Here is a 24,515-nt window from a genome sequence, read left to right as displayed (position 1 = left end):
CCAATTTAAGCTTCTTCGATTTGAAAATTGAACGTCTTTACTTATAGGTATTTAGGGGATTATGGGGCCGTGCTAGAGGATTTTGAGATCATCGAGACAATTCAGGAAAACTCCAGTACGAATGTGTATCGAGCGGTTTCCAAAGCGGATAGATCCATTTCGTTTATCATTAAAGTATTGGCTACGGAGTACCCGGACGCCAGGGATATGGCTCGGATTCGCCAGGAGTACGAATTAAGCAAAGAACTCGATATCGAAGGAATCGTTAAACCGATAGAATTGCGTCGAAATGGAAACGGGTACGCCCTCATTTTAACGGATATCAACGGTGTTTCTCTTCAGAATATTATTAGAAAAGGTAAATTCAGTTCATTAAAATTTCTTGAAATAGCTATTCCATTGAGCAAGATATTGGGGGAAATACATCTACACGGTGTCATTCACAAAGATATTAAACCCGCCAATATCATCGTAAAGGATGGTCGCGATGTCTATATAACTGATTTCGGGTTATCTACTCGATTAAATCGGGAAAAAGCTCGTTATTCGGCAACGGCTGCTATGGAAGGAACACTTACCTATATTGCTCCCGAACAGACCGGACGAATGAATCGAAGCACTGATAATAGATCCGATCTTTATTCCTTAGGCGTTACTTTTTACGAAATGCTGACGGGAAATCCTCCATTCAAATCGGAAGACGCGATCGATCTCATTCATAGTCATATCGCGAAGGTCCCGCCCAGTCCGCACGAGTTCGATTCTTCGATCGAAAATCAACTTTCCAATATCGTAATGAAGCTGATTTCGAAAGCAGCGGAAGACAGATACCAATCCGCCCTGGGATTAGCCGCCGATTTAGAACGTTGCTTTCGGAGTCTAGGTCGGGACGGGAAAATTTCAGAGTTCCAGTTGGGTAGTGACGATTCCTCCGGTCGTCTTCAAATTCCTCAAAAACTCTATGGGCGCTCCGAAGAGATTGAAACTTTACTTTCCGCTTTCGAAAGAGTGAGTCGAGGAACCAGCGAGCTTTTGCTGGTTCACGGTTATTCCGGTGTAGGAAAATCCGCTTTGGTTCATGAAGTTCATAAACCGATTACGGGAAAGAAAGGGCTTTTTATTTCCGGCAAATTCGATCAATTCCAAAGAGATATTCCTTATTATGCTATCCGCTTCGCGCTAAAGGATCTATGCGAGTATTTAGCGACCGAAAGCGAAGAAGTTCTAGCGAATTGGAAAACAACGATTTTGAACGCTTTAGAATCGAACGCGAGCGTCTTGATTGAGATAGTTCCCGAGCTCGAATTGATTATAGGGAAGCAACCTGCCGTCCCCGAGCTAGGTACTCAAGAATCGATCAATAGGTTAAATCAGGTTTTCCAGAATTTCATTCGGGCCATTTCGAATCGGGAACATCCTCTAGTAATTTTTGTCGACGATCTTCAGTGGGCTGATTCCGGTTCGCTTAATCTTATTAAAATTTTACTCACAGGAGCGGAGGAAAAGCACTTTCTCCTAATCGGGGCTTTTCGAGAAAACGAAGTGGATGGAACTCACGCTTTTTCAATGACTCTGGACGAAATAAGAAAGTCCGGGAGTTCCGTTCAGTCTATCGCATTAAATCCGCTCCGAAAAGAAGACGTGAGAGATCTAACCATGGAATCTCTTGCTTCGACGGATCGAGAACTTATCACTCCTTTATCGGAGCTTATTTACTCGAAAACGGGCGGAAATGCTTTCTTTGTTAACGAGTTTCTGAAGAATTTATATGAAGAAAAACTGATTTATTTTGATTTTTCCGAAAAGAAATGGATTTGGAACATCGGAAGTATCGAAGCAAAAAACGTGACGAGTAACGTGGTGGATCTAATGTCTCAAAAGATAGATAGGCTACCGGACGAAACTATAAGGATTCTACAATTAGGAAGTTGCGTTGGGAGTCAGTTCTCGCTTAAAATTATCTCCATCATTCATGAAAAGAACGAACGAGACACCTTACTCGATTTGTGGAAATCCGTCGAAGAAGGATTAATCCTTCCTCTAGATAATAATTATAAGATTTTCCAAGCGGAATCTAACGAACATAAAAACGACACTGATCTTCAAAAATCAGAAGTAGATGTTACGATCGACGTTCATTTCCAATTCCTTCATGACAAGGTTCAGGAGGCGGCCTATTCAGGAATAGGCGAGGATCAAAAAAGAAAAGTTCATTTAACGATCGGTAGACTATTGTTCGATCGAACCGAATCTATCCAGTTACCGGAGAGGATATTCTCGATTGTAAACCAGTTTAATCTCGGCTCCGAATTGATCTTAGATGAATCGGAAAAATCCAAATTGTGCGAACTTAATCTATTTGCCGGCAAGAAGGCCAAACACTCGAGCGCACATAATAGTGCTATCGCTTTTTTTAAGCAGGGGATCTCCCTTCTTGATGAAACTCACTGGAAACATCAATATGATCTTTCCTTCGAATTATATTCCGAAAAAGCTGCTTGCGAATATAGCGCCGCTTTGCTAGAAGATTGCGAGCAGGACGTAAAAATCGCGCTGGAAAATGCGATTGGACAAGATCATAAAACGGCGATATATCAAATTTACCTTAATTTATTATATCAATTGAATCGGCATCAGGACGGAATCGAAGTTGGCATCTCCGCTCTGAAATACCTCGGCGTCAAGATTCCGAAAAACGTGAAAAAGGCTCATATAGCTTTTCTTTACCTTCGATTTAGAATGCTGCTGGGCCGTAGAAAAGCCCGGGATTTGGTAGAATTACCCGAAATCACCGATAAACGCGTTTTTAATATATGCGCGATTATTTACGACTTAGTTCCCTCCGCGTATCAAATCTTTCCGGATTTGATGGGATATATCAGCCTGCTTATGGCTATGCATTGTTTAAAATACGGTAATTCAATTTACTCGGGGTTTGCTTATGCTATGACGGCGGTAATAATGGCGGGGGTGACCAAAGAATTGGAAGGGGGCTTTAAATTTGCAGAACTAGCCGAAACGCTTTCCGAAAAATTTTATAATATAGGCGTAAAAGCAAAAGTTCATTTCGCAATCGGAAATTTTAATATACATTGGGTATTGCCCATGCGCGAGCATAAGTGGTATGTCGACACCGCATTAAAAACCGCACTTGAGGCAGGTACGATCAATTGGGCGGATTATTCGATGACTTTTTCGAGAATCCAAGGGATTTTCTTCACCGATAAAAATCTGGAATCCATTTTAGAAGAAAACGAAAAAATTTACGAAATGTATCTAAAACACAAAGATCGAGAGGTAATTCTGAATCATTACTTTATTCTGAATTTTTTAAATGATTTGATGGTTCGTGATAATAATGCGCCCGATCCTTTCTCGTTCGACGAAGATGATTACGAAAGGGAGATGGAAACTCCTGGAAATTTTACTATCCGAACTTACTTTCATACCTTAAAAATGATTCAGAATTTTATGCACGAAAATTGGGAATCGGCCCTTTCACACGGTTGGAAAGGATTCCGAATCGTCCTAGAAGTGTTGGGAAATATGCTCGATTTTCAACTTCGTTACTACTTTGTGCTATCCTGCCTTTCGTATCAAATTTCGACAAAGAAATCCATGAGCGTTAAGTTTAGATTAGCATACAAATTGAATCGGTTTTTGTTACGCTATTACAGTAAAAAAAATCCGGCCAATTTTTTGGCGCATGATTTGTTGGTTTCCGCTTTGGAAGCCCAGTTAGAGGGAAATCTGAACAAAGCTGGAGTTTATTTCGAGAAGGCCATAAAGGAATCACATCATGCTCGATTTACGATTAATGAAGCGCTCGCAAATGAATGCACTGCTAAGTTCTATATCGAAAACGATATAGAAAAAGCTGCGACCGCATATATGACGGAGGCGGTCTATTTATATTCGAGTTGGGGTGCGACTGCGAAAGTAAAACAACTGGAGGAAAATTACGGGCATTATATTCGTAAATCCAATTCTCCTAAAAGTATGGAATCCATAAGTTTACGAGAAACTCACTCGAGTACTGGTAATAATCGATCGAACACTCTAGACTTAACTACGATATTAAAGGCCTCTCAGGCAGTATCCGGCGAAATCCGACTAGAAAAACTTTTATCCGAATTGATGCAAAACCTAATTCAAAATACCGGTGCAGAAAAAGGCCTATTGATTTTGGAAGAAAATAGAAACTGGGTGATTCGAGCAGAAGGTAGCGCGAACGGAACTATCGACGTCTTAAGTTCCGAATTGTTGCAGCAGAGTAAAAAGTTACCGCGTACGATTATCAATTACGTTCTTAGAAGTAAGCAGCCTCTCGTATTAAGTCGAGCCTGGCTAGATATTCAATTTCAAAACGATGATTATATTATAGAAGTGAAGCCGCAGTCGGTTCTTTGCGCGCCGATTATAAATCAAGGGAAGTTAAGCGGAGCGGTTTATCTTGAAAATCGGCTCACGGCGGATGCCTTTACTCCCGATCGCCTTCAAGTCGTTAATATACTTTCCTCCCAGGCGGCAATATCGCTCGAGAATTCTCTTTTATACGAAAACCTTGAAGAGAAAGTGCGAGAGCGTACCGAGGAGTTATCCAGACTACTGCTCGAAATACAAGAACTCAAGCATCAACAAGATGCCGATTATTTTCTTACTTCTTTATTGCTTGAACCGCTCGGAGAAAACAAAACCGGCGGAGAGAACGTAAAAATCGAATTCTTTTTAAGACAGAAAAAACATTTCACATATAAGAACAAGGAATATTCGATCGGCGGGGATCTTTGCGGCGCTCATAATATTTATTTAAAAAATAGAAAGTACACCGTCTTTATGAATGCAGATGCAATGGGGAAGTCCATTCAAGGCGCCGCGGGGGCTTTAATAACCGGTTCGGTCTTCGAATCGATTATTCAGCGTACGAAGTTATCCGAATACTGGCAAAACTTTCTGCCGGAGCAATGGATTCGAAATAGTTTCACAGAACTTCAAAAAGTCTTTGAAAATCTTGAAGGAACAATGTTGATTTCAATTCTGATAGGAGCCGTCGACGAATTAACCGGTACGGTATACACGATTAATTCCGATTACCCTGCTCCGATTTTATTTAGAAACGGCAAGGCTCAACATCTACCTCCGTCAAATTTCTTTCTAAAACTAGGAGTTAACCCTTTCATAATCAACGAAAGTAGTAAAAGTAATTCTCAAAAAATCGCTAATTATCTGTCCGTTGATGTATTTTCCCTTCGGGACGGCGACTTATTGATCACTGGTTCGGACGGAAAAGACGACATTAATTTACATTCCGATAGAGACGGATTTCTGGATAAAAACCAAGATGAAAATATGATTCTTTCTCTGATAGAGGAATCTAATGGAGATTTGGAAAAACTTTACGAATTGATACAAGGAAAAGGAGAACTAACCGACGATCTATCGCTTATGCGGCTTTCATTCCATAAATTAAAAAAACGCAAAACAGCCGTCACTCAAAATATTCTCCAAACGTTGGATCTATTTAGACAAAAGAAAATAGCAAATGATTTGGAAGGAGCGATTGCGGAACTAAAAAAATCGTACAGGCTCGGATATAAGCATCCTTCGCTTTTAAAGGCGATGGCTCGGTCGTATTATAAACTAAAAAAATTCAGAGCTGCAAGTCTATTTGCTCATCGATATTTTCTGCTGGAACCCGCCGATAGCAGTAATCTTTTTTTACTTTCGCTTTCTCTTTTTCAAATCGGTAGAATTTCTCAAGCTCTGGAAACCGCCGAAAGTCTCGTTTTGAGAAAAAGAGAACATGCAGGCTACCTAGTTCATTATGCGAATATTTTAGCGACGACTGGCGATAAGACTGCCGAGTCTTTTCTACGGAGGGCCGAACTATCGGATCCCAATTTTCCATCCATTTCTAAACTCCGAAAGAAAATTAATGAGAAAGTAAATCTCGCTAAACATACTCGTTATGATATTCGTTCCTCAATGGGCGCAGGTGCCCGTTAAAACCTGAATTGTGATTTATGCGCGAAGGAAAAATTGGTTCTTCAATCCAATAATGACGTAAATTCGATCGATAAAATTCATCGTATTCGGGCTTAGCAGCCTTCGGATACTCGTCTTGGAAAATAAAGCAAAAGTATTTTATTTGTTACTAAAATATAAAAATCCTATCGTTTGGAAAGCATGATGTTATTTGTTTTTATTATATTTACCGTTACTAACTCTCATCTCCAACATGTAATATAGTACGGGTAATGCAAAAAGAGTGATGCCGGTACCGGTTATGAGTCCGTAAACGATTACCGTCGCGAGCGGCCTTTGAACATCGCTGCCGATTCCGGTTGCGATCGATGCCGGAAGAAGCCCGAGGGCCGCAACCGTAGCAGTCATTAAAATCGGTCTCAATCGATTCGTCGCACCCGATATGACCGCAAGCTTCAACGGTACTTTATTAGCTATTAGTTCGTTTAGATGAGAAACCATAATCACTCCGTTTTGGATAGCGACTCCGAATAGCGCTATAAAACCGACCGAGCTAGATACGTTTAAGGTCATTCCTCTTACTATCAATGCGATCAGACCGCCGAGAAGGGCTGCGGGAACGATGGACAATAATAAAATGGCGTGTCTCAGATTTCCGAAGGCTACGTAAAGAAGCGTGAACATTACGCATAGTATAAGAGGAAGAATTATGGACAATCTCCGATTTGCTCTTTCTTGATTCTCGAGTTGACCTCCCCAAACTATCCTATATTTTTTAGAATCGAACTTTATTTTGTGAGAAATATTCTCCTTCGCTTCCGAAACGAAGGAAGATAGATCCCGTCCATGTAGGTTAACTTTTACTGTTAAGTGTCTTTGATTGGATTCCCTGGTAATCGTACTTTCACCGGTCGTTAATTTTACGTTTGCCACTTGAGAAACGGGGATTTTTGCACCGTTCGGCGATGTCAGCATTAAATTACTGATAGCTTCCGGCGTATTTCTAAACGCCTCCCCGTATCGAACCGTAATATCGTATTTTTTTTCTCCGAGAAACAGATTGGAAATCGCTTGTCCCCCGATGGCCGCCTCTATCAGGTCTGAGATATCCGATACGTTCAAACTGTATCGTGCCGCGGTGCCTCGATCTATTTTTACCTGTATTTGGGGTAGGGGAGGTTCCTGATCGATTCCAACGTCGGAAGAGCCAGGAGTCGACTTTAACACTTCCGCAATTCTCTTCGTAAGCTCTCGAGTCTCCCTAAAATCGTCTCCGAAGACCTTGATGACCAATTCACTATGAGCTCCGGAAATTTTATCGTTTACGTTGTCGATCATCGGTTGGGAAAAACTGATAGTGTATCCCGGCATTTTTAAATAATGGTTCCTGAGTACTCCTACAAGTTCCCTCTTGCTTCGACCGCTTTTCCAAGTGTCGTACGGCTTTAATCCTATCGAGCATTCTATATGCGATGGAGTCCATGAATCGGTACCGTCGTCGTTGCGACCGGTCTGTGTGATTACATGAGAGACTTCCTCGAATTTCAACGTTTCTTTTCGTAGCTCGTCGGCCATTTCCGCGCCCTTAGCAAGAGAAATTCCGGGAGGAAGTTGCACTTGAAGCCATATGGAACCTTCGTCCAACTCAGGTAAAAAATCCTTTCCGATCACCATAAAAAGGGCGAAGCATAGCAATAATGCACCGCCCGCGAATTTTAAAATTCTTAACGGGTGCTCTATCAGATCGGTGATTTTTTTCTGATAAAGGATCGTAATTTTTTCCAGCCACTTATTGTGATAGAGTTTCTGAGGTCTTTTATAAGCTATATAAGAGATTGCCGGAATCAGAGTTAAAGCGATGAATAATGCGCCTGCTAATGCGTATCCCACAGTATAGGCCATCGGCGTAAATAGTTTCCGTTCGATTCTTTCGAATGCAAAGAGAGGAAGATATGCGGTTATAATGATTAGAGTGGCGAAGAAGATAGGCGAGGCTACGGCAGAGGCAACTTTTGCTACGTCAGGAATTTGTAATGTATCTGTTTCCTTTTCCTCTTTCAATTTAAGAATGCTTTCCATCATGACAATGGAACCGTCCACGATAATGCCGAAATCGATGGCTCCTAATGAAAGTAAATTCGCGGGAATGTTCGTGAAATTCATCAAGATGAATGCGATCAGTAGGGAGATCGGAATCGTCAGAGCGACTAATAAAGCGCCTCTTATATTCCCCAGAAAAAGAATCAGAACTATTATCACCAATCCGATTCCCTCTAAAAGGGTTTTAGATACGGTATTCAGAGTAGTGTTTACAAGATCGATCCTATCCATGTACGGAACGACTTTAACGCCGGACGGGAGAAGTCCGTTATTCAGCTCGTCCACCTTCGCATGAACTCCCTTAAGGACCGCGCTAGGATTTTGATATCTCAGTAATAAAACTATACCGGATACCTCGTCGCTTTTGAAATCCCTTCCTAAGATTCCTTTTCTTCCAAGTTCACCTAATTTTAAATCGCCTAAGTCTTTTAAAAAGATCGGAATCCCTTTTCGAGTATCCACAACGATATGCCCGAGATCTTCCAACGAGCGGATCAAACCGATGCCTCTAACTACGTAGGCTAGGTCCCCCATTCTTAGGATACTTCCCCCGGAATTCGTATTATTCTTTTGAATTGTATCGATCACCTGAGCCAATGATATATTGAATTGATTCAATTTATTAGGATCGATTTCTAATTGAAATTGAGTGGTAATACCGCCGAAATTGGAGACATCAGCAACGCCGATCACCTGCTTCAGCTTCGGAATCACCACCCATCGTTGTAATTCCCTTAACTCCCGCGCATCCTTGTTAGAAGATTCGAGAGTATATCGGAAGATTTCTCCGATGGGGGAAGTAAGCGGATCTAGTTCCGGTTTTGTATCTCCGGGAAGCTGCACGCCTTCGATTCGTTCCTTGATTCTTTGTCGGGACCAATAGTCTTCGACTCCTTCCTGAAAGACCAAGGTAATAACGGATAATCCGAAGGTACTTTTGCTTCTAATAATTGACAAACCGGGCATTCCGTTGAGAGCTCGCTCCAGAGGAATCGTGATTTGCTCTTCTATCTCTTCCGCAGCTCTTCCAGGAAATTGCGTGATCACTTGGGAAGTAACGTCCGCTATATCCGGATAAGCTTCGATTGACAATTGCGTCCAAGAATAATATCCGAACACGCATAAAAGTATAAATAGGACGAATATTAAAACTCGTCTTTCAATCGATTTTAGAATGTATTTATGAATCATTTTGCCTTAATTTTCTAATATCTCATGCGGTTTGAAAGATCGGGAACTCATCTATTTCACTTTCAATAGATAGAAACTTCCGTCCGTAATGATATGGTCGCCCACGATTAGGCCGTCTATTATAACTGCGTCTTCGGCTAAGGATTCGGTATCGTCGGTTCTGACCTCGCGCTTCTCATAACTTTTTTCCGACTTTTTGACGAACACGAACTTTTTGTCCCCTTCCTGTATTAGAGCTTTAGAAGGAATTAATATACTTTTCTTCGGTTTCGATTGGAATATGACGGTGGCAAACATTCCCGGTTTCAGTTTCCTTTCGGGATTTTGGAATTCCACGCGGACTTTTACGGTTCGACTTTCCGAGTCCAAAATATCGTCCATGAATAGGACCTTTCCGTTGAAATTCTCTTCCGGATAAGCCGAAACTCTGGCGAAACAGGCATCTCCCGCATTCACGAATCTGATGTCCTTTTCCTGAACGTTTGCCGTTATCCAGACGCTAGATAAATCCGCTATCGTGATTAAGGTCTCGTTCGCATCATTATGAAATTCTCCAGGTGCGATATTCATCGATACGATTCTTCCTTTTATCGGGGAATAAACTTTTAAAGGCTCTCCGAGAGCGGTATTTTCGGGATCTATTTTATACATTTTTAATCTGATTTCGGCTTGATTTAACTGGCTCTTGATCACGTCATAATTGGTTTTTGCCTGTTGAACTTCCTTTTGCATTCCGACTCCGTGCGTTAGCAAATCGGTTTGTCTGGTTAAGTCTATTTCCGCCTGCAGTAGTTGAGCTTTGGCGCTCAAATAATCTTTTTGAGCCTGGGCTAATTCCGGTGTGTCAATGCTGAATAAAATCTTACCGGGCGAGACCGGTTCTCCTAACTTTACATAAAGTTTAACGATTCTTCCGACCAATGGAGGAGTCACCTTGACCATTTTTGTCGAATTCGCTTCGACGGAGGCCGGCGCCTGAATTTCCTTTACAAAGTCTTTTAGGTGAACCTCTCCGATGTGAATTTTACTTCGAAGAGGAGAATTTTCAGGAATGATAAAATAATCGCCTTCAACCCTGAAATCGTCGATCGGCTCCGAGTCGACGCTCTTCTTTTTGCAGTTTATGGAGTTGAATAAAAACGGGAACAATATTAAAATTAATAGTTTCTTCATATACTAATTTCCCATATTCCTGATGCCCTCTGCAACTCCACTACCTTCGTAACATAATTTCGGAGATCCTGATAATAAGCGAAGTAAACGCTATTCAATGTTCTTTGAGCAGCCAATACGTCCGTTAGGGTCGTGTTTCCGCGTTTGTAGTTGTACATTCTGCCCTGAAAAACCTTCTCGGCATCGGCTAAGATACTGCTTTTGTATATTTTTAGCTGCTCTTTAGCCAATTGATATTGCAAATAAGCGGTTTTTACCTGCACTTCTACTTTCAGCTTAGCGGCTTCAAGATCTACTTCCGATTTACTTATCCGATACTTCGCCATTTCCAAATCTCCGGTATACATATTCGAAAGAGGCATGGTAACTCCAAAAAAATATGTCAAGGCGTAGTAGGAGGGACTCGGTCCGGTCGCATTCGTAGATCTAGTATAAAAATTGTTTGCCACTTCAAAATTGAAATTCGGAACCCGATTCGCTTCCGTTAATTTCAGATTGTATCTGGAGGAAACTTTATCATATCTCGCTGCGATTACATCCGGCCTATTTTCCAGAGCGAAACCGATCAACTTTTCAAGATCATATTCTTTCGGTTGAATATTCAGATCTCCTTGCGGGTAGAATAACCTACTTCTATCCTTCTTACACATAAAAAGAATCATATTCAAGGCTGCTGCTCGCAAATCGGATTCGGAGGAGATCAGATCGTTCTTCATTAAATTCGCTTCGACTTGGGATTGCGTCACGTCCAGTTCGGTAATATCGCCGAATTTCAGTTTTATGGCGTTGGATTCGGCCAATTGAAAAAGCGATTTATAAGATTCTTCCTTTCTCTTCGTAACCAACATGATCGCGAGAGTGTTTACGTAGGTTATCGTCGCATCCGCTCTTAGTTGCAGGAGAAAGTCCGCGAATTGAGCCCGGGATTGATCGGCGACCGCCGTTTGATAATCGATTCGAGCTCCTCTCTTTCCCCCCAATTCTACCGTCCCTTGAAAACCGGCATACCATTGCTGCGGTAGATGCTTAGAGGATATGTCCGCGGATTGATTTCCCAATACGATATTCGGATTAGGAAATTTACGCGCGACGTCGATTTCGGATTTCGTTATGTCAACGTTGTATTTTCTAGACGCTAGTTCGTAATTATTATCCAATACTTCGTTGAGATACGTTTGGAAATCGATTTCTCGAACCGGAGCTTCTTTCATTAGATCCGATTGAGAAAATAAACTCGTTATTGGAAAAAGCGCCAGAATGTAAAGGATTCGGTGTTTCATACTGCTGCTCGCTCAAAATTGTATCGGATAAAAAGCCGAGATCGTGACGTTGGTAAGACTTGCGTGAAACTGATTTTGAATATGGGCCGAGATGATCGTATAGGACAATTTTGATTTAATTCCGAATATGGTCGGAAATTCCAAAAATGCGTTAAAGGCAAGCGCATCTTTATTCGAGATATGTTCTTTTGTTTTAGGTTTATAACTCAAAAACGCGGCCGAATAAGGATCCACTCCTAAGTTAAAGACCAATTGATTGAAAGTAAGTAGATCTAGTTTTCTACTCGTGTACCCGTCCGCCAAAACGATTGCAGCATACGCTTGCTGATTATAGTTCACTGAATTGCTAAGCGAATTCATAAGCATTAAAGGGTCCTTTAATCCGGAAAGATAATTGTAAGTTCCTAGGGCTCCTATGTATTCATGTGGACTGAAATTTCCGGAGGAGTCGATGCTGCTTAAAGCCAGGAAAGGTTCGTTTCTATTTTTTATATATAAGTTTCCGTCCGCATTCAAATATCCGATCCCTCCTCCTACACCTAACCTAAATCCGTCGGAATTCGATTTACCGAGAAAAAGTACGGGCAGAAGTAAGGAATAAAATCCTTTTACATCAGTTCCTAGATCCTCCCGTTTGGTTCTATTCTGCAGTCGCGTGTTTATGAAATTCACGAGTCCGAAGTTATTGAAGGTGATATTATCCGGAAGTGAATCCACTTCTTGATTGTCCATATCGAAGGTCGAAGTGCTATTGAGGAATTGGAATCCGAACCAATCCGAAATTTTAAAGTCTCTAGATTTAATTTCCAGAAATAGGTTCGGCTTTACGTAGTGGGATTGGGTCATCAGGCCGACGTAATCCCCCCTACGAATTGCAGCTTCGGTATGAGAGAAGCTAATTCCCGGATTTACTGAAAAATACTTCGTCCTGTATTTTTCGGTTTCTTGATCTTCCTTTTTTTGTTTCTCTTCTAGACTAACGGCGACGTTCTCCTTAATAAGTTCTCCCCAACGGTCCTTTTCTTGCGAATATACGGGATAAGACAGGGAAAATAAAAAAGCGAATCCGCTTGCTTTTAGCAAGAATGCATGAAGTCGAAGCTTTACGAATTTGACTTCGCATCGATCGATAAAAGCCTTTAAGGCTTCAAATTTCGATGTTTTTTTCGGAATTCTCCAGAGTCGGAGCTTGGAGGAGAAAGAGATCGCTTTGCAAACTCGGGGAAAAATCGTAATTATCGATAAAGAGTTCATTTCATTGCAGAGAAGAGCCGAAAGAAATGTCTTTCCGGATTCCAGCTTACACGAAACTTATAGCGGGTGGCTTTAACAATATCTTTTCTACATTTCAACCTTAATGTGGGATTAGAATTTTATTAGAAATTCATTAGGAATAATCTACGGGAATTTGTCAAATTACTGTGAAAAAAATAATCGTTTTCGTTAGTAAAACGCTCCGAAAGAAGCAAAAAGGAATTCGGACTTGGACATTTTTCGAATGCTAAAGTTAGGAAAGCTAAAACTAAGATCCTTTCGTTTCTTATGAACCCTATATTTGATCGAATACGTTAAGAGAATCTTCAGTAGTTACTTCGTTTTAAGATTTTGATTTTCAAATTTCCGAGAGAGAGAAAAAAAGGAGTATCGTATGAAAATCCTCATCATCGAAGACGATGTTCGAATGGCCGATCTTATTAAAAGAGGATTGGAGGAGGAAGGTTTCGAAGTTTCGGTCGCGTACGACGGCAATATGGGTAGGAAGTTAGCCTTAAATTACGAATTTGATTTAGTTATCACCGATATAGTTCTCCCCGTTTTTAGCGGATTAGAATTATGCAAAGAGATCAGGAATATAAAACCGCATATTCCAATTATCATGCTGACTGCGCTCGGAGCGACTGACGACAAGGTGGAAGCCTTCGATTCGGGAGCCGATGACTATCTAGTGAAGCCGTTCGATTTCAGGGAACTTCATGTACGAATTAAAACCTTGCTAAAACGGGTGAATGCAAACCCAAGCGGTCAGGGATTTTTACTTAGGTTTTCGGATTTAGTAATGAATATGCAAACGAAGACAGCCGCTCGTGCCGGTGTAGAGATCGAATTGACCCCGAAAGAGTTTAAGTTTTTGGAATACTTAGTGAGAAATAACGGTCGGGTCTTATCCAGGCGAGAGATTGCGGAAAAGGTATGGGGCACGAATTTCGATACGGGAACGAATTTTATAGACGTATATATAAATTACTTACGAAAGAAAATAGACAGGGACTTTCCGACAAAACTAATACATACCAAATCCGGAATGGGTTTTATACTAAAAGAAGGCCCGTGACTCGTGAAAATTAGACTTAAGCTAACCTTATTATTCACAGCGCTTTTTTCCACATTGCTTTTGATGTTTGCTTTGATAGTTTATGCTTCTTTCAGCAATAATAGAGAAGAAGAATATTATAAAAGATTGAAAAGCCAAGCGGTTACGAAGGCTGAACTTCTATTGGAGGCGAAAGTTCCGCCTGAGGCGCTTCAGTTGATCTACAAAAGTTCCCCGAATACTCTTTTCGAAGAGGAGATCGCTATCTATGATGAAAATTTGAATCTATTATACCATGACTCGGTGGAATTGGACAAAGTTAAGGAAACGCCGTCCATGTTTCAGGATATTCTGGAGCAAGGCGAAATCAAATTCTATACAAATAATCTGCAAGCGGTAGGATTACTGCATATTCACGACGGAAAAAAGTATATCATAACCGCCGCGGCTAGGGACGGATACGGGTTCGCAATTCTACAAAAACTCAAGTATAGATTGATCATAGCATACATCATCATGGTCGGATTGACCTTGATTTTAGGTCGCTTATTCGCTAAGCAATCTTTAAATCCGGTGTCCAAGCTAATCGGCAAAGTCGCAGAAATTACAGCCACTAGCCTAGATTCAAGAATCATAGTCGGAAAAGGGAAGGATGAAATAAGCGAATTAGGTCTTACCTTTAATGAGATGTTAGATCGACTTGAAAAGTCGTTTAAGGCTCAAAAGGAGTTCATCTCGAATATATCGCACGAATTACGCACACCTTTGTCTGCAATCGTTGCCGAGCTGGAATTATCACAAAATAAACGGAGAACCGTCGACGAATATAGGAAAATCATAGGACTTACTTTATCCGATTCTAAAAAATTAGTTCGACTAATAAGCGACTTGCTCGACCTCGCAAAAACTAGTTATGATCCTTCCGCTATCAGGTTTAGGCGGGTTAGAATCGACGAAGTGTTGCTGGATGCAAGATCCGAATTGATCGCTAAAAATAAGCACTATAACGTCGACTTGGTTTTTAGCGACGATTTCGAGCAATCGGAGGCACTTACCGTAAGCGGAAATGAGTATCTAGTAAAATTAGCTTTCATGAATATTATGGAAAATGGATGCAAGTTTTCACCGGACAATCGATCTCAAGTTTTTATTAAAATGAGCAAGAATAACTCACTGATTATAGAATTTAAGGATAGCGGGATTGGAATTGAAAAAGAAGACCTGCCGAATGTCTTTAATTTCTTCTTTCGAGGCGGGAACGGAAAATTCGCGGAAGGAAACGGAATCGGTTTATCCCTAACGCAAAACATAGTCTTACTTCACAAAGGTTCGATAAGCATTCAGTCGAAGCCTCAGGCGGGTACGTCCGTGAAAATGGAGTTTACTTTATCTTAATAGGAGCACGAATTTTAAATATTTGCCCCCCTTTGCAATTATTTCAGCTTGCTTTACGCTAAATAATTCGCAACCGGATCTTTTTCAATGTAATGTAAAAAAGGCGCTCAAGGAAGAGTTTCATGCATTGGAGCATGGCTTATACTGATCGTTCGTGAAACTAGTAAAGCCCGCACTGCCGATTTTCAATTTTATAAAATTAGACGCCTTCCCTTACGGCCGGACCGACACTATTCGAACTATGGGAGTTAGGGAAAGGGACCGATTGAAAGTTTTACTGGATAGTTCATCAGCCGGACAATCGACTGATTTTTTCATCTTCCGAATGATGATCACCAAGGCCGCGTATTCATTATTGAAAATTACTTTTTTGCTTGCTTAGATGATTTGCGATATTATTCTCTTTGAAAAGAATAACTTGCAGACGGAGAGAGGAGCGATAGTGAGTAATACCACAAGTAGACCTGAGGATATGGCTTTGGCAATAGGAGCCAAAAAACTCCACGAGGGCCGGCAGTTCATGTACGACGCCGCAAAACGATATCATGATTCCTTTAAAGATCCTAAAACCGGTTTTTTTAAATCAGAATATTTAGAGAAACGAAGCTGTCCTGTTTGTCTGAAGGATAACGAGAGAGTTATTTTTAACGCGGACGGAGGGGTTTACGTTAAATGCAACGAATGTGGTATGGGTTACTTAAACCCCGTTTTTACGGATGACTCGCTAACTAAATTTTATACGGGCAATAACACGGTTCAATCCGAAGTTGTCGAAAATGAAAGCGACTTCTATAAAAAAATATACATGAAAGGATTAGAAGCGTTAACCCCGCACACGAAAAGGGGAGCTATACTAGACGTGGGATGTTCGGCCGGCGGCTTTCTAGATATCGCAAAATCGAACGGTTGGGACACATGGGGTGTTGAACTCAACGAAGCCGAAATTGCTTACACTAAAAAGAAAGGCCATAAGGCATTTAATCAGATGCTTGAGAGTATTGAATTTCCGATTAAGTTTAATGCGATTACATTATGGGATGTGTTTGAACATATCAAAGATGGGCATAAATATTTAAAATTAATGAAACGCTTACTCGCACCCGACGGAGTAATTTTTATCCAAGTTCCGAATTTCCACGCTCTTGCAGCAAGGGTTTTGCAAGAAAAATGCAAGATGTTTGACGGATTGGAGCACGTTAACCTTTATTCACCCGTCACTTTAAAAGTAATCGCCGAAAAAAATGATTTTGAGATCGTCTCTATGAGTACCGTTATTTCGGAAATTCCGATAGTTAATAATTATCTTAATTACGAAGATGCATATTTGGGCGATATTCCCCACGGTGGTAAAGTAATAAACCTTATTGATGAAAAACTGCTTCACGAAAATTATCTTGGATATAAAATACAAGCGGTTCTGAAAAACGGAGGTTAAGAAAAAGCTTTATTTAATATAATCCATGCAGTATTCTTAGCTGGGAATCAGTCGAGGGAGCGGATCATTACCGGCATTGCCTATAACGATTCGCTTTCGTCGGTGTTTTGTAGCTGAGCAAATATTCAATCGAAGTTTTAAAATTCGAAAAGTATATGCCCTTTTCACAAGTCGATTTTGCTTAATTAGTTATAACTCGGAGATTCGCAGATTTCCCTGAAAATTACTATATCAAAGATTCTATGTAGACCCGGTTATTTTTTTGAAAGACGCAATTGGGCGGACCGTAACTCTCCATCCGCAATCTTGAGAGTCAACTCCGGAAAATGTCTCGCCAGAAAATATTGAAGCCAAGAGTCCCAAGTAGCATACCCGAAAAATTTCCTGGTCGGTAACCAGTCGATCAGAGCTTTAGCTACAGTATCCACAGAATGAGTGGCATTCAATGCGGAACCCATTTCAATCTCTTTACATAGCAAAGGTTTATCTTCATTCTCCTTCGACAGACCGGGAGTGTCAGTAGTAGGAGGTAAGAAAAGTTTTACTCGAACGTTATGTAGCAGCATTTCTTGTCTAAAAGCCTGTGCAAAACCTACGATCGCAAATTTACTTGCAGAGTAGGCTGAATACCCGTAAACTGATAGAATCGCGAGCATAGAAGAAACGAACACGATGTCACCCGAGCGCTGGGCTGAGAAATGGGCTTGAAACGCTTTTGCTAAATTAACGTGTCCGAAAAAATTTACGTCCATTAGTTGGCGAAATACGTTTTCGTCCAAATTTTCAACCGTTCCGGCCTGGGCGTAACCGGTATTGCAAATTAAAATGTCGAGTCCGCCTAGCGTATCTAGTACCTTCTTAGCCGCGATACCGACTTTAACAGAATCAGAAACGTCTACAACCACATGTCCGAAAATTGCAGACGAGCTGCCGGAATCTTTCAATTCCTCGAGCGTTTTCAATAGCGCCGATTCTCCTCTAGCGCCGATCATAACACTTGCCCCTAACTTTGCAAACGACTTCGCAAGTCCTTTTCCAATCCCGGCGGATCCGCCTGCGATAAAGATTTTCTTACCTTGAAACGGAGATTGATTCATCTGTTCTTTCTTCCTTTAGTCGCAGTTGCTTTGCGAACACTTGCATAATAGTGATACATACTCGTTATTCTCCATTACGGTCAATTTTTAATTCCATAATATATTAATGCTTCTCGCGAAGAAATACCCATATGGAACTCATTCCAACTTCGGATAATAAGTTAATGCCGATTTGGTTTGTTAAAATTCCATCTCCGCAGGGCTTATAGCTTTGATCAAAGTTCGTTGGCATCCACTAAAAGAAAATTAGGAGAAACTTTTCTAAGCTTTCGTGCGGAGTAGCTTCCATTGTCGGTGAAGGCCTTTTTTTTCCAGACGAAATTCTCAGTCGAGTCGTTTCCTTTCTGAATCTTACGATAGAAATGCTCCGACCGCTTTTCTTTCCCCGAAGCTGAATAGGTCCTTGCAAGCCAAAGCTCCGCCTGCCGTTTACGAAAAGTAGACGATTCCAATTCGGCTGCTTCTTCCAAAAGTTGCGCACCTTGTCTAAACTGATCTTTTTCCAAATGCAGTAACGCCTCCAAAAACAAGAGAGAAGGATCATTTACCGAGTATCGACCTGCCAATTGGAGTTCCCCGATTACTTTGTCCAGGTCTGAGAAAGTCGCCTTGTCATTCAGTAACATTGCATTTTTATAATGTTTCACTGCAATTGCTTGTTCCGAACTGTCGGATTTACCGTTCTTAGATTGTACTTTTTGAGGGAGATCGATAATTTTATGACCGGGGGAGTCCCAACTGATCGGAATTTCAAGATATGGGCCGCTGCCGGTCGGAGCGGCTCCCACCGAAATATGGATTTTTTTTGCCTCCGGACTCATGATAACCGATTTTACCGAAGTAATTTGTCTAATAGTCGAACCCATTACCCTTTGAGCGCCGCTCGTCGGATCGATTGAGTCGTTTAACAAATTCTGTAGATCGATTATGCTTGTACCTTTTGTCCTTTGCTCGTCCAATAGTTGTTGTGCGCGAATATATCTACTTTGACTGTGATGGTAAAAAACGGGAGCCGCCAGCAATTCTCCGTGTTGTAATTTCGAGCTTAGGTAGTGATTCGTATTCACAAAACTCTCGGCTCCTAGATTGGAATAAGTGATATCCACGTCTTCATAGTTAGTTTCTATCACGGCGGCCTTAGGTCCTTTTTCCGAATAATTCGTAACTATTGCTCCCCAAGTTGAATTGATTTTATGGGATCTTGCTATTCTTGCAGCGTCGTCTATCGTTTTGGCCTCTGAAATAATTTTATGACCGAAGTCGATTACCCCTAATCCCCCGAAACCGATTTTTCTATGGAATCGAGTATGAAACGCAATCGTTAAACCGGCTTCGTTGAACGCGGTGATACCCGGAACATCCGCGCCTCGACATGCGATATAACCGTAGCGCAAACCGTTTTTCGGTGTGCAAAATACGATGATCGGTCTTAGATCCCAAACATCGACTCCCGGAAAATCGAAGTTTCGCGCATGGTATAAATTTCCATCCCGGCTCTGGTCCCCCCAAACAGCAACACTCGTACACGCAGGAACCAACTGTGCGTTTCCCCAACCGGTGATATGACCTAGTTCGGGAAGAATTTGAATTTTCCCCAAGAGACCCACGGAATTTTGAAACGCGTCCATGGTAAATAGTTCTCTTTCAATTCGGGAAGATTGCCCGGCTGCCGCCAATGCTGCAAGGGTCCGTTTAGAGAATTCTGAGGGTCTATGTTTCCTCATTTTGCCTTGCAGTACTTTTATGAAAAACGAGGTGACTCCCTTCGCCAAGGCATTCCGACTTCTCCTAGGCATACTGCCTAAGAGCAAATTTTGAGCAATGGCCGGATAGAAATCGAAGATCGGTTCGAACTGACCTATAACGTTCATGATTTCGCCGAACTGTCGGCCCATTTCCTCTTGGGTTCCTTTGAGCTGTAAAACTGCCAGTGGGTGCGTCTGCTGCTGATTCATACTTCGGAGAATACCATCAAAAAAAAATACATCGACCGCTCTTATAGGTTAGGGCGTTCTATCCTATCGGATCGGACATTTCCATCGCTCCGGTTTCCTTTTCACTTTTTAAATTCGGGCATTCGATTTTAAAGTTCGAGAAGGATTTTCGGTTTATGCCGTTTTAAGAACGGCAAAAAAGGTATGGAAAAGGAAAGATTTCTGAGAATTCATAGAAAAGAACAACGGTATGGAATTCGTTCACTATAGCTTAAAAACGATGATTTACTTCGGAGCGGGAATTTCATTTCTCTATGCCTTCCTCGAAATCGTTAAGCGAAATTCTTCGAGCAAATTGTTAGTTTTAGTGATGTTTCTGACCGGATCAATTCTCATTCGTTACGGTTGGTATTCCGATTCATGGCAGATAGAAAATCCGTATTTATTCCTATTCCTTCACACTAGTATAACTCTTGTCGGCCCCTTGCTTTATCTTTACGGGAGTTCTCGTCTCCAAAATTCCTTGGACGAAATCGTAGGTTTCCGGAATTTTTTAACCAAATACGGCGTTCATTTTTCTCTTCCCTTTTTCTTCGCTATCTTCGAAATTTTCTATTTTCAAAAGGATCCGATCGAATTACGAAATCTAGTTCGGCAGAGCGCCATTCAATTTCATTGGGATCTAATACATTTCGGGACGCTTATCGCCTGCATTCAAGTCTCAATCTATTCTCTATTTTGCCTACATATCTATCATAAGATAAGCCGTCGATATGAGATTTACGAGCTGAAATTGGTTTGGATTATTCTCCTCTTACCGGTGGTTGCTAACAGCATGATTGGCCCGGCTTTCTTTTTAAAGAATTTTCTTTTATTTGAAATCGGAACCTCTTGCATAAGCCTAATCGTTCTTATGACGTTCGTTTTGAAGGAGAGAAATCCTAGTTTTTTTGAAGAAATCAGTCTTGCCATTCAAACCGCCAAATACCAAAATACCAACCTTCTTCCGAAAGATATTCAGCAAGCCGACGAGAGGCTTAAGGAAATATTAGAGAGGCAAAAATTCTATCGAGACAACGAACTTCGCTTAACAGATTTAGCAGCCGGTTTAGGATTAACGCTTCATCAAACTTCTCGTTATTTGAACGAAATTCATAAAATGAGTTTTTACGAATTAATAAACCATTATAGAGTTAAAGAAGCCTGTAGGCTTTTAATCGCCAATCCTAGTACGTCGGTGCTGGAGATCGGTTTTGAAGTAGGTTTTAATTCCAAGTCTACCTTTAACTCTCAATTCGTAAAAGTGACCGGTATGTCTCCGGCATTATACAGAAAAAGCTTTTCACAAAAAGAATAAAGGAGCCAAACCGAAGACTTTTAATTTTTAGATAGGAATTGCGGGTTGTTACGACTGCATTCGGAGAATCGTATTCGATAATATTAGTATATCGTGACGGACGCGTGTTCGATACATTCTCAAGAAAAGAGGAAATCCTTTTTTGTCGGCTCATTTCCAATTCCGATCTGTAGAAATTATCGCCTCCAGGATAAATCTAAATTCCTTTCAAGCGTTTGGTTAAACGAAATGGATGAAATGATAATTATCAGAACTTTTCCAAGAATTATTGGTCGATCGATTTCTATTCTAAATCAGCATACGGAAACTGTCCTTTTAACGAGTATGCAATGAATATTTTAGAATTACACGATCTAAGCAAATCCTTCGGTAAATTAACGGTCGTCAGTTCGCTTAACCTAATGGTCGAGGAGGGGGAAATTTTCGCCCTGATTGGCCCGAATGGGGCAGGGAAGACTACAACGATTAAAATGTTGACCACTCTTCTTCCGCCAAGTTCGGGCGAGGCATTTATAGGAGGTTTTAATCTTAAAACCCAAACAGATCAAATCCGTAGAATAATCGGATATGTGCCTCAGATGGTTTCGGTGGATGGGAATTTAACAGGCTATGAGAATTTGATGCTATTCGCTAAGCTCTACGATCTTCCCCGAAAGGAACAGAAAGAAAGAGTTAAGGATGCGCTCCATTTTATGGGCTTAGATTCCTTTGGAGACGTTCTAATCCAAAAGTATTCAGGTGGGATGGTCCGAAGATTGGAAATTGCACAGGCAACAATTCATCGGCCTAAATTGTTGTTCCTTGACGAGCCGATCGTCGGATTGGATCCGATCGGGAGAAACGTTGTCTGGGAACATATATTAGCGCTCCGGAAGAAATACGCCACTACCATCGTAATGACGACCCATTTGATGGACGAAGCCGAGAAGATTTGCACGAAAATCGCGCTAATGTCTAGGGGAAAGTTGGCCGCAATCGGCTCGCCAGCCCAACTGAAAGAATCCGTCGGAGGTTCCGACAAATCATTGGAGGAAGTCTTTATACACTATGCCCGCGAAGATCTAAACGAGTCCGACGGAAATTTTCATTCGGTTAACTTGGAACGAAAAACTGCGAGAAGGCTAGGTTGATTAATAATGATTAACTTTATTAATAAAACATTAATTATTAGCGAGCTGGAAATAAGAAAAATTATACATGATCCGTCGGAGATCATAACAAGATCCGTTCAGCCTGCTCTTTGGTTGTTGATTTTCGGTCAAGTTTTTGCAAAAATGCCATTTTTAGCAAATCGAACGGATTATCTTTCTTTTATGACTCCTGGAATTCTCGCCCAGAGCGTTTTGTTCGTTTCGATTTTTTCGGGTATCGCAATAATTTGGGAGAGAGATCTCGGGCTCATCCAAAAGATGCTTAGCACTCCGACTCCGAGAACCGCCATGGTTTTGGGAAAAGCGATCTCAGCCGGATTCCGTACGCTCCCGATCGTAGTCATTATCTACCTTTTAGCGTTAATCTTAGGAGTATCGATTCATTGGGACATTTTTAAGATCTTAGGCGTCTTACTATTCGTCTTTCTTGGCTCTATATTCTTTTCCACTTTTTCCTTAATCATCGCTTGCTTAGTTAAGACTCGGGAAAGGTTCATGGGAATAGGTCAATTGTTGACTATGCCGCTATTCTTTGCGAGCAACGCTATCTACCCGATCGAAATCATGCCCGATTGGCTTAAGGTTGTCTCCCATGTAAATCCCCTCACGTACGTGATAGACGCGCTTCGTTCGTTAATGCTGGACTTCCCCTCAAACTTCGGAGTATTAGTAGATTTCGGAGTCTTATTTATCGCGTCGCTTTTGGTCGTTCTTATCGGTGGAGTTTTATATAAAAGAGTGGCAGTGTAGGCAGTGCATCTTCCTTTCTGGAGCGATCAAGAGATTTTCACCTTTGTCACGCGGCGTATCATGCGAATATTTGAATCTGGAATTAAGCTGTCCTAAGAGCAAAAGTATTTCATTCAAAACTTCTAGTTATAGACTTTTTCCTAAGGGTTACGGGTTATGAATTCGATTTTCTCGGAAGCAATTCATCAGGACTAAAACTTTTCTCACGCGTTTCTTTATTTTCATTCTTAGAATTTCCTTCCGTTTAAATTCTTAGAAAATAATAAAAAAATGTGGCCTTTTCGCCGCAAACTAGAAAAATCGGGCGATCCGGGGTCAAATACGGATATATGTTTGTTATCGTTTAGCAGTTAGGATTAAATTCTACTGCGCGCACCAGTTAAATACATTACCGATCGGTTTTTTATTTTAACTGAGCCGCGAAATTCTTTAAGACGACTATTCGATCTTTATCAATTAAATGGAGACGAGAAAAAGATGAACTTGCCGGATTTGGCTAGCAAACTAATCGAATATGAAAGCCGCACCTATCACGATCAATCCGGAAAACCGATCATCGATCTCGATAATAAATTCGTTATTTTTGGAATTCGAGGTTATACTCTTCCAAATAACCTTTTAACAAAGAATGACGACAAAATTAACGTTTATAACGACTCACTGATTCTGCTAAGAAAGACGAGTCAACTGGAATGCCATTCGTACAATGCTACTTTAGATCCCGGATTGACTTGGTTACGTATGGCAATGAATCCGTTAGGAACCGCTCGATTAAAAGAAGGCCTCTATAAATATAAAATCGGTATTCACCGAGGGCATCCTGCGCTGAATCAAGACTCACAAGTGACGGTTCAAAGATACAAAGAGCATTCTGATCAATCGCCCTGGGTTTCCTGGAAGGAAGAAAAACCTAGTGTTTTCCAGACCGGGTGGTTCGGCATTGATATTCATGCTAAATCGACTCCGTCAGAAGAGGTAAATGCTGCAAGTGCCGGTTGCAGCGTAATAGATAGTACTTGGGACGGAGCGCTTTGGAAGGAATTTTTCGGTTTTATCCACTCGGTAAAAGCTACACAATCGTTTTACTATTATTGCGTATTAGATCAAGCAACGGTAGACGGCTTAGTCCAGTGAAATTCTAACAAAATAATAATTGCTGTACGCGTTCAATAAGTTTCTTCATAACGAACTTGCTTTCTCGTTACTACACAATTATGGGATTTTGATTAGCCCGTTGAAAGTCTTGACGCAAACTAACATAAACGACGGATAGGGATTTAATTTTCATCAAGAAAATAATTTTCGTATAGATGATAAACCGCATTTCAGTTAGCGATGTTTTTCGGAATATGGAAT

General features: G+C 41.1%; 14 protein-coding genes. 8 read left to right on the top strand and 6 right to left on the bottom strand.

What is annotated here, in order from left to right; translation table 11 throughout:
* Nucleotides 1–69 precede the first annotated feature (69 nt).
* Nucleotides 70–6,006, top strand: coding sequence for a trifunctional serine/threonine-protein kinase/ATP-binding protein/SpoIIE family protein phosphatase (locus LEP1GSC050_RS18200; protein WP_020987930.1), 5,937 nt, complete (start codon nucleotides 70–72; stop codon nucleotides 6,004–6,006).
* 186 nt (nucleotides 6,007–6,192) lie between these two features.
* On the opposite strand, the gene LEP1GSC050_RS18195 is transcribed toward LEP1GSC050_RS18200, so the two are convergent.
* From LEP1GSC050_RS18195 to LEP1GSC050_RS18180, 4 genes are read right to left on the bottom strand one after another with little or no spacing between them, the layout of a single operon-like run.
* Nucleotides 6,193–9,276, bottom strand: a complete 3,084-nt coding sequence (locus tag LEP1GSC050_RS18195; protein ID WP_020987868.1) for an efflux RND transporter permease subunit — start codon at nucleotides 9,274–9,276, stop codon at nucleotides 6,193–6,195.
* A gap of 51 nt (nucleotides 9,277–9,327) precedes the next feature.
* On the bottom strand, nucleotides 9,328–10,449 hold the full coding sequence (locus LEP1GSC050_RS18190; protein WP_010569784.1) for an efflux RND transporter periplasmic adaptor subunit: 1,122 nt from the start codon (nucleotides 10,447–10,449) through the stop codon (nucleotides 9,328–9,330).
* Nucleotides 10,446–11,729, bottom strand: a complete 1,284-nt coding sequence (locus LEP1GSC050_RS18185; protein ID WP_010569783.1) for a TolC family protein — start codon at nucleotides 11,727–11,729, stop codon at nucleotides 10,446–10,448. The genes LEP1GSC050_RS18190 and LEP1GSC050_RS18185 overlap by 4 nt, the downstream gene beginning before the upstream one ends.
* 12 nt (nucleotides 11,730–11,741) lie before the next feature.
* On the bottom strand, nucleotides 11,742–12,983 hold the full coding sequence (locus LEP1GSC050_RS18180) for a hypothetical protein (protein WP_010569782.1): 1,242 nt from the start codon (nucleotides 12,981–12,983) through the stop codon (nucleotides 11,742–11,744).
* Between the two features lie 394 nt (nucleotides 12,984–13,377).
* Here LEP1GSC050_RS18180 and LEP1GSC050_RS18175 point away from each other — a divergent pair, with 394 nt between their 5' ends.
* The 3 genes from LEP1GSC050_RS18175 (at nucleotide 13,378) to LEP1GSC050_RS18160 (ending at nucleotide 16,870) form a co-directional block, all read left to right on the top strand.
* Nucleotides 13,378–14,061, top strand: coding sequence for a response regulator transcription factor (locus tag LEP1GSC050_RS18175; RefSeq protein ID WP_010569781.1), 684 nt, complete (start codon nucleotides 13,378–13,380; stop codon nucleotides 14,059–14,061).
* A gap of 3 nt (nucleotides 14,062–14,064) precedes the next feature.
* On the top strand, nucleotides 14,065–15,435 hold the full coding sequence (locus tag LEP1GSC050_RS18170; protein WP_010569780.1) for an ATP-binding protein: 1,371 nt from the start codon (nucleotides 14,065–14,067) through the stop codon (nucleotides 15,433–15,435).
* 442 nt (nucleotides 15,436–15,877) lie between these two features.
* The gene (locus LEP1GSC050_RS18160) at nucleotides 15,878–16,870 is read left to right on the top strand and encodes a class I SAM-dependent methyltransferase (RefSeq protein WP_232225826.1); all 993 of its coding nucleotides are present in this window, start codon (nucleotides 15,878–15,880) and stop codon (nucleotides 16,868–16,870) included.
* 254 nt (nucleotides 16,871–17,124) lie between these two features.
* Here the strand turns inward: LEP1GSC050_RS18160 and LEP1GSC050_RS18155 are convergent, their stop codons facing one another.
* Complete coding sequence (locus LEP1GSC050_RS18155) at nucleotides 17,125–17,967, bottom strand: SDR family NAD(P)-dependent oxidoreductase (protein ID WP_010569777.1); 843 nt, start codon at nucleotides 17,965–17,967, stop codon at nucleotides 17,125–17,127.
* A 215-nt stretch (nucleotides 17,968–18,182) separates the two neighbouring features.
* On the bottom strand, nucleotides 18,183–19,922 hold the full coding sequence (locus tag LEP1GSC050_RS18150) for a C45 family autoproteolytic acyltransferase/hydolase (protein WP_232225825.1): 1,740 nt from the start codon (nucleotides 19,920–19,922) through the stop codon (nucleotides 18,183–18,185).
* A gap of 229 nt (nucleotides 19,923–20,151) precedes the next feature.
* Here LEP1GSC050_RS18150 and LEP1GSC050_RS18145 point away from each other — a divergent pair, with 229 nt between their 5' ends.
* From LEP1GSC050_RS18145 to LEP1GSC050_RS18125, 4 genes are all read left to right on the top strand, one after another.
* Entirely contained in the window at nucleotides 20,152–21,258 is a 1,107-nt protein-coding gene (locus tag LEP1GSC050_RS18145) for a helix-turn-helix domain-containing protein (RefSeq protein ID WP_010569775.1), read from the top strand.
* Nucleotides 21,259–21,587: 329 nt separating this feature from the next.
* Complete coding sequence (locus LEP1GSC050_RS18135; protein WP_010569773.1) at nucleotides 21,588–22,388, top strand: ABC transporter ATP-binding protein; 801 nt, start codon at nucleotides 21,588–21,590, stop codon at nucleotides 22,386–22,388.
* Between the two features lie 6 nt (nucleotides 22,389–22,394).
* The gene (locus LEP1GSC050_RS18130; RefSeq protein WP_010569772.1) at nucleotides 22,395–23,159 is read left to right on the top strand and encodes an ABC transporter permease; all 765 of its coding nucleotides are present in this window, start codon (nucleotides 22,395–22,397) and stop codon (nucleotides 23,157–23,159) included.
* A gap of 477 nt (nucleotides 23,160–23,636) precedes the next feature.
* Nucleotides 23,637–24,293: a hypothetical protein gene (locus tag LEP1GSC050_RS18125; RefSeq protein WP_010569771.1), complete on the top strand. Its 657-nt coding sequence runs from the start codon at nucleotides 23,637–23,639 to the stop codon at nucleotides 24,291–24,293.
* Nucleotides 24,294–24,515: the final 222 nt, after the last annotated feature.

Origin of the sequence: Leptospira broomii serovar Hurstbridge str. 5399 (genome assembly GCF_000243715.2) — a bacterium.
Classification (GTDB): Bacteria; Spirochaetota; Leptospiria; order Leptospirales; family Leptospiraceae; genus Leptospira_B; species Leptospira_B broomii.
The sequence above is the reverse complement of the archived record's forward strand: the minus strand, read 5'-3'. Positions and strand labels throughout refer to the sequence as shown.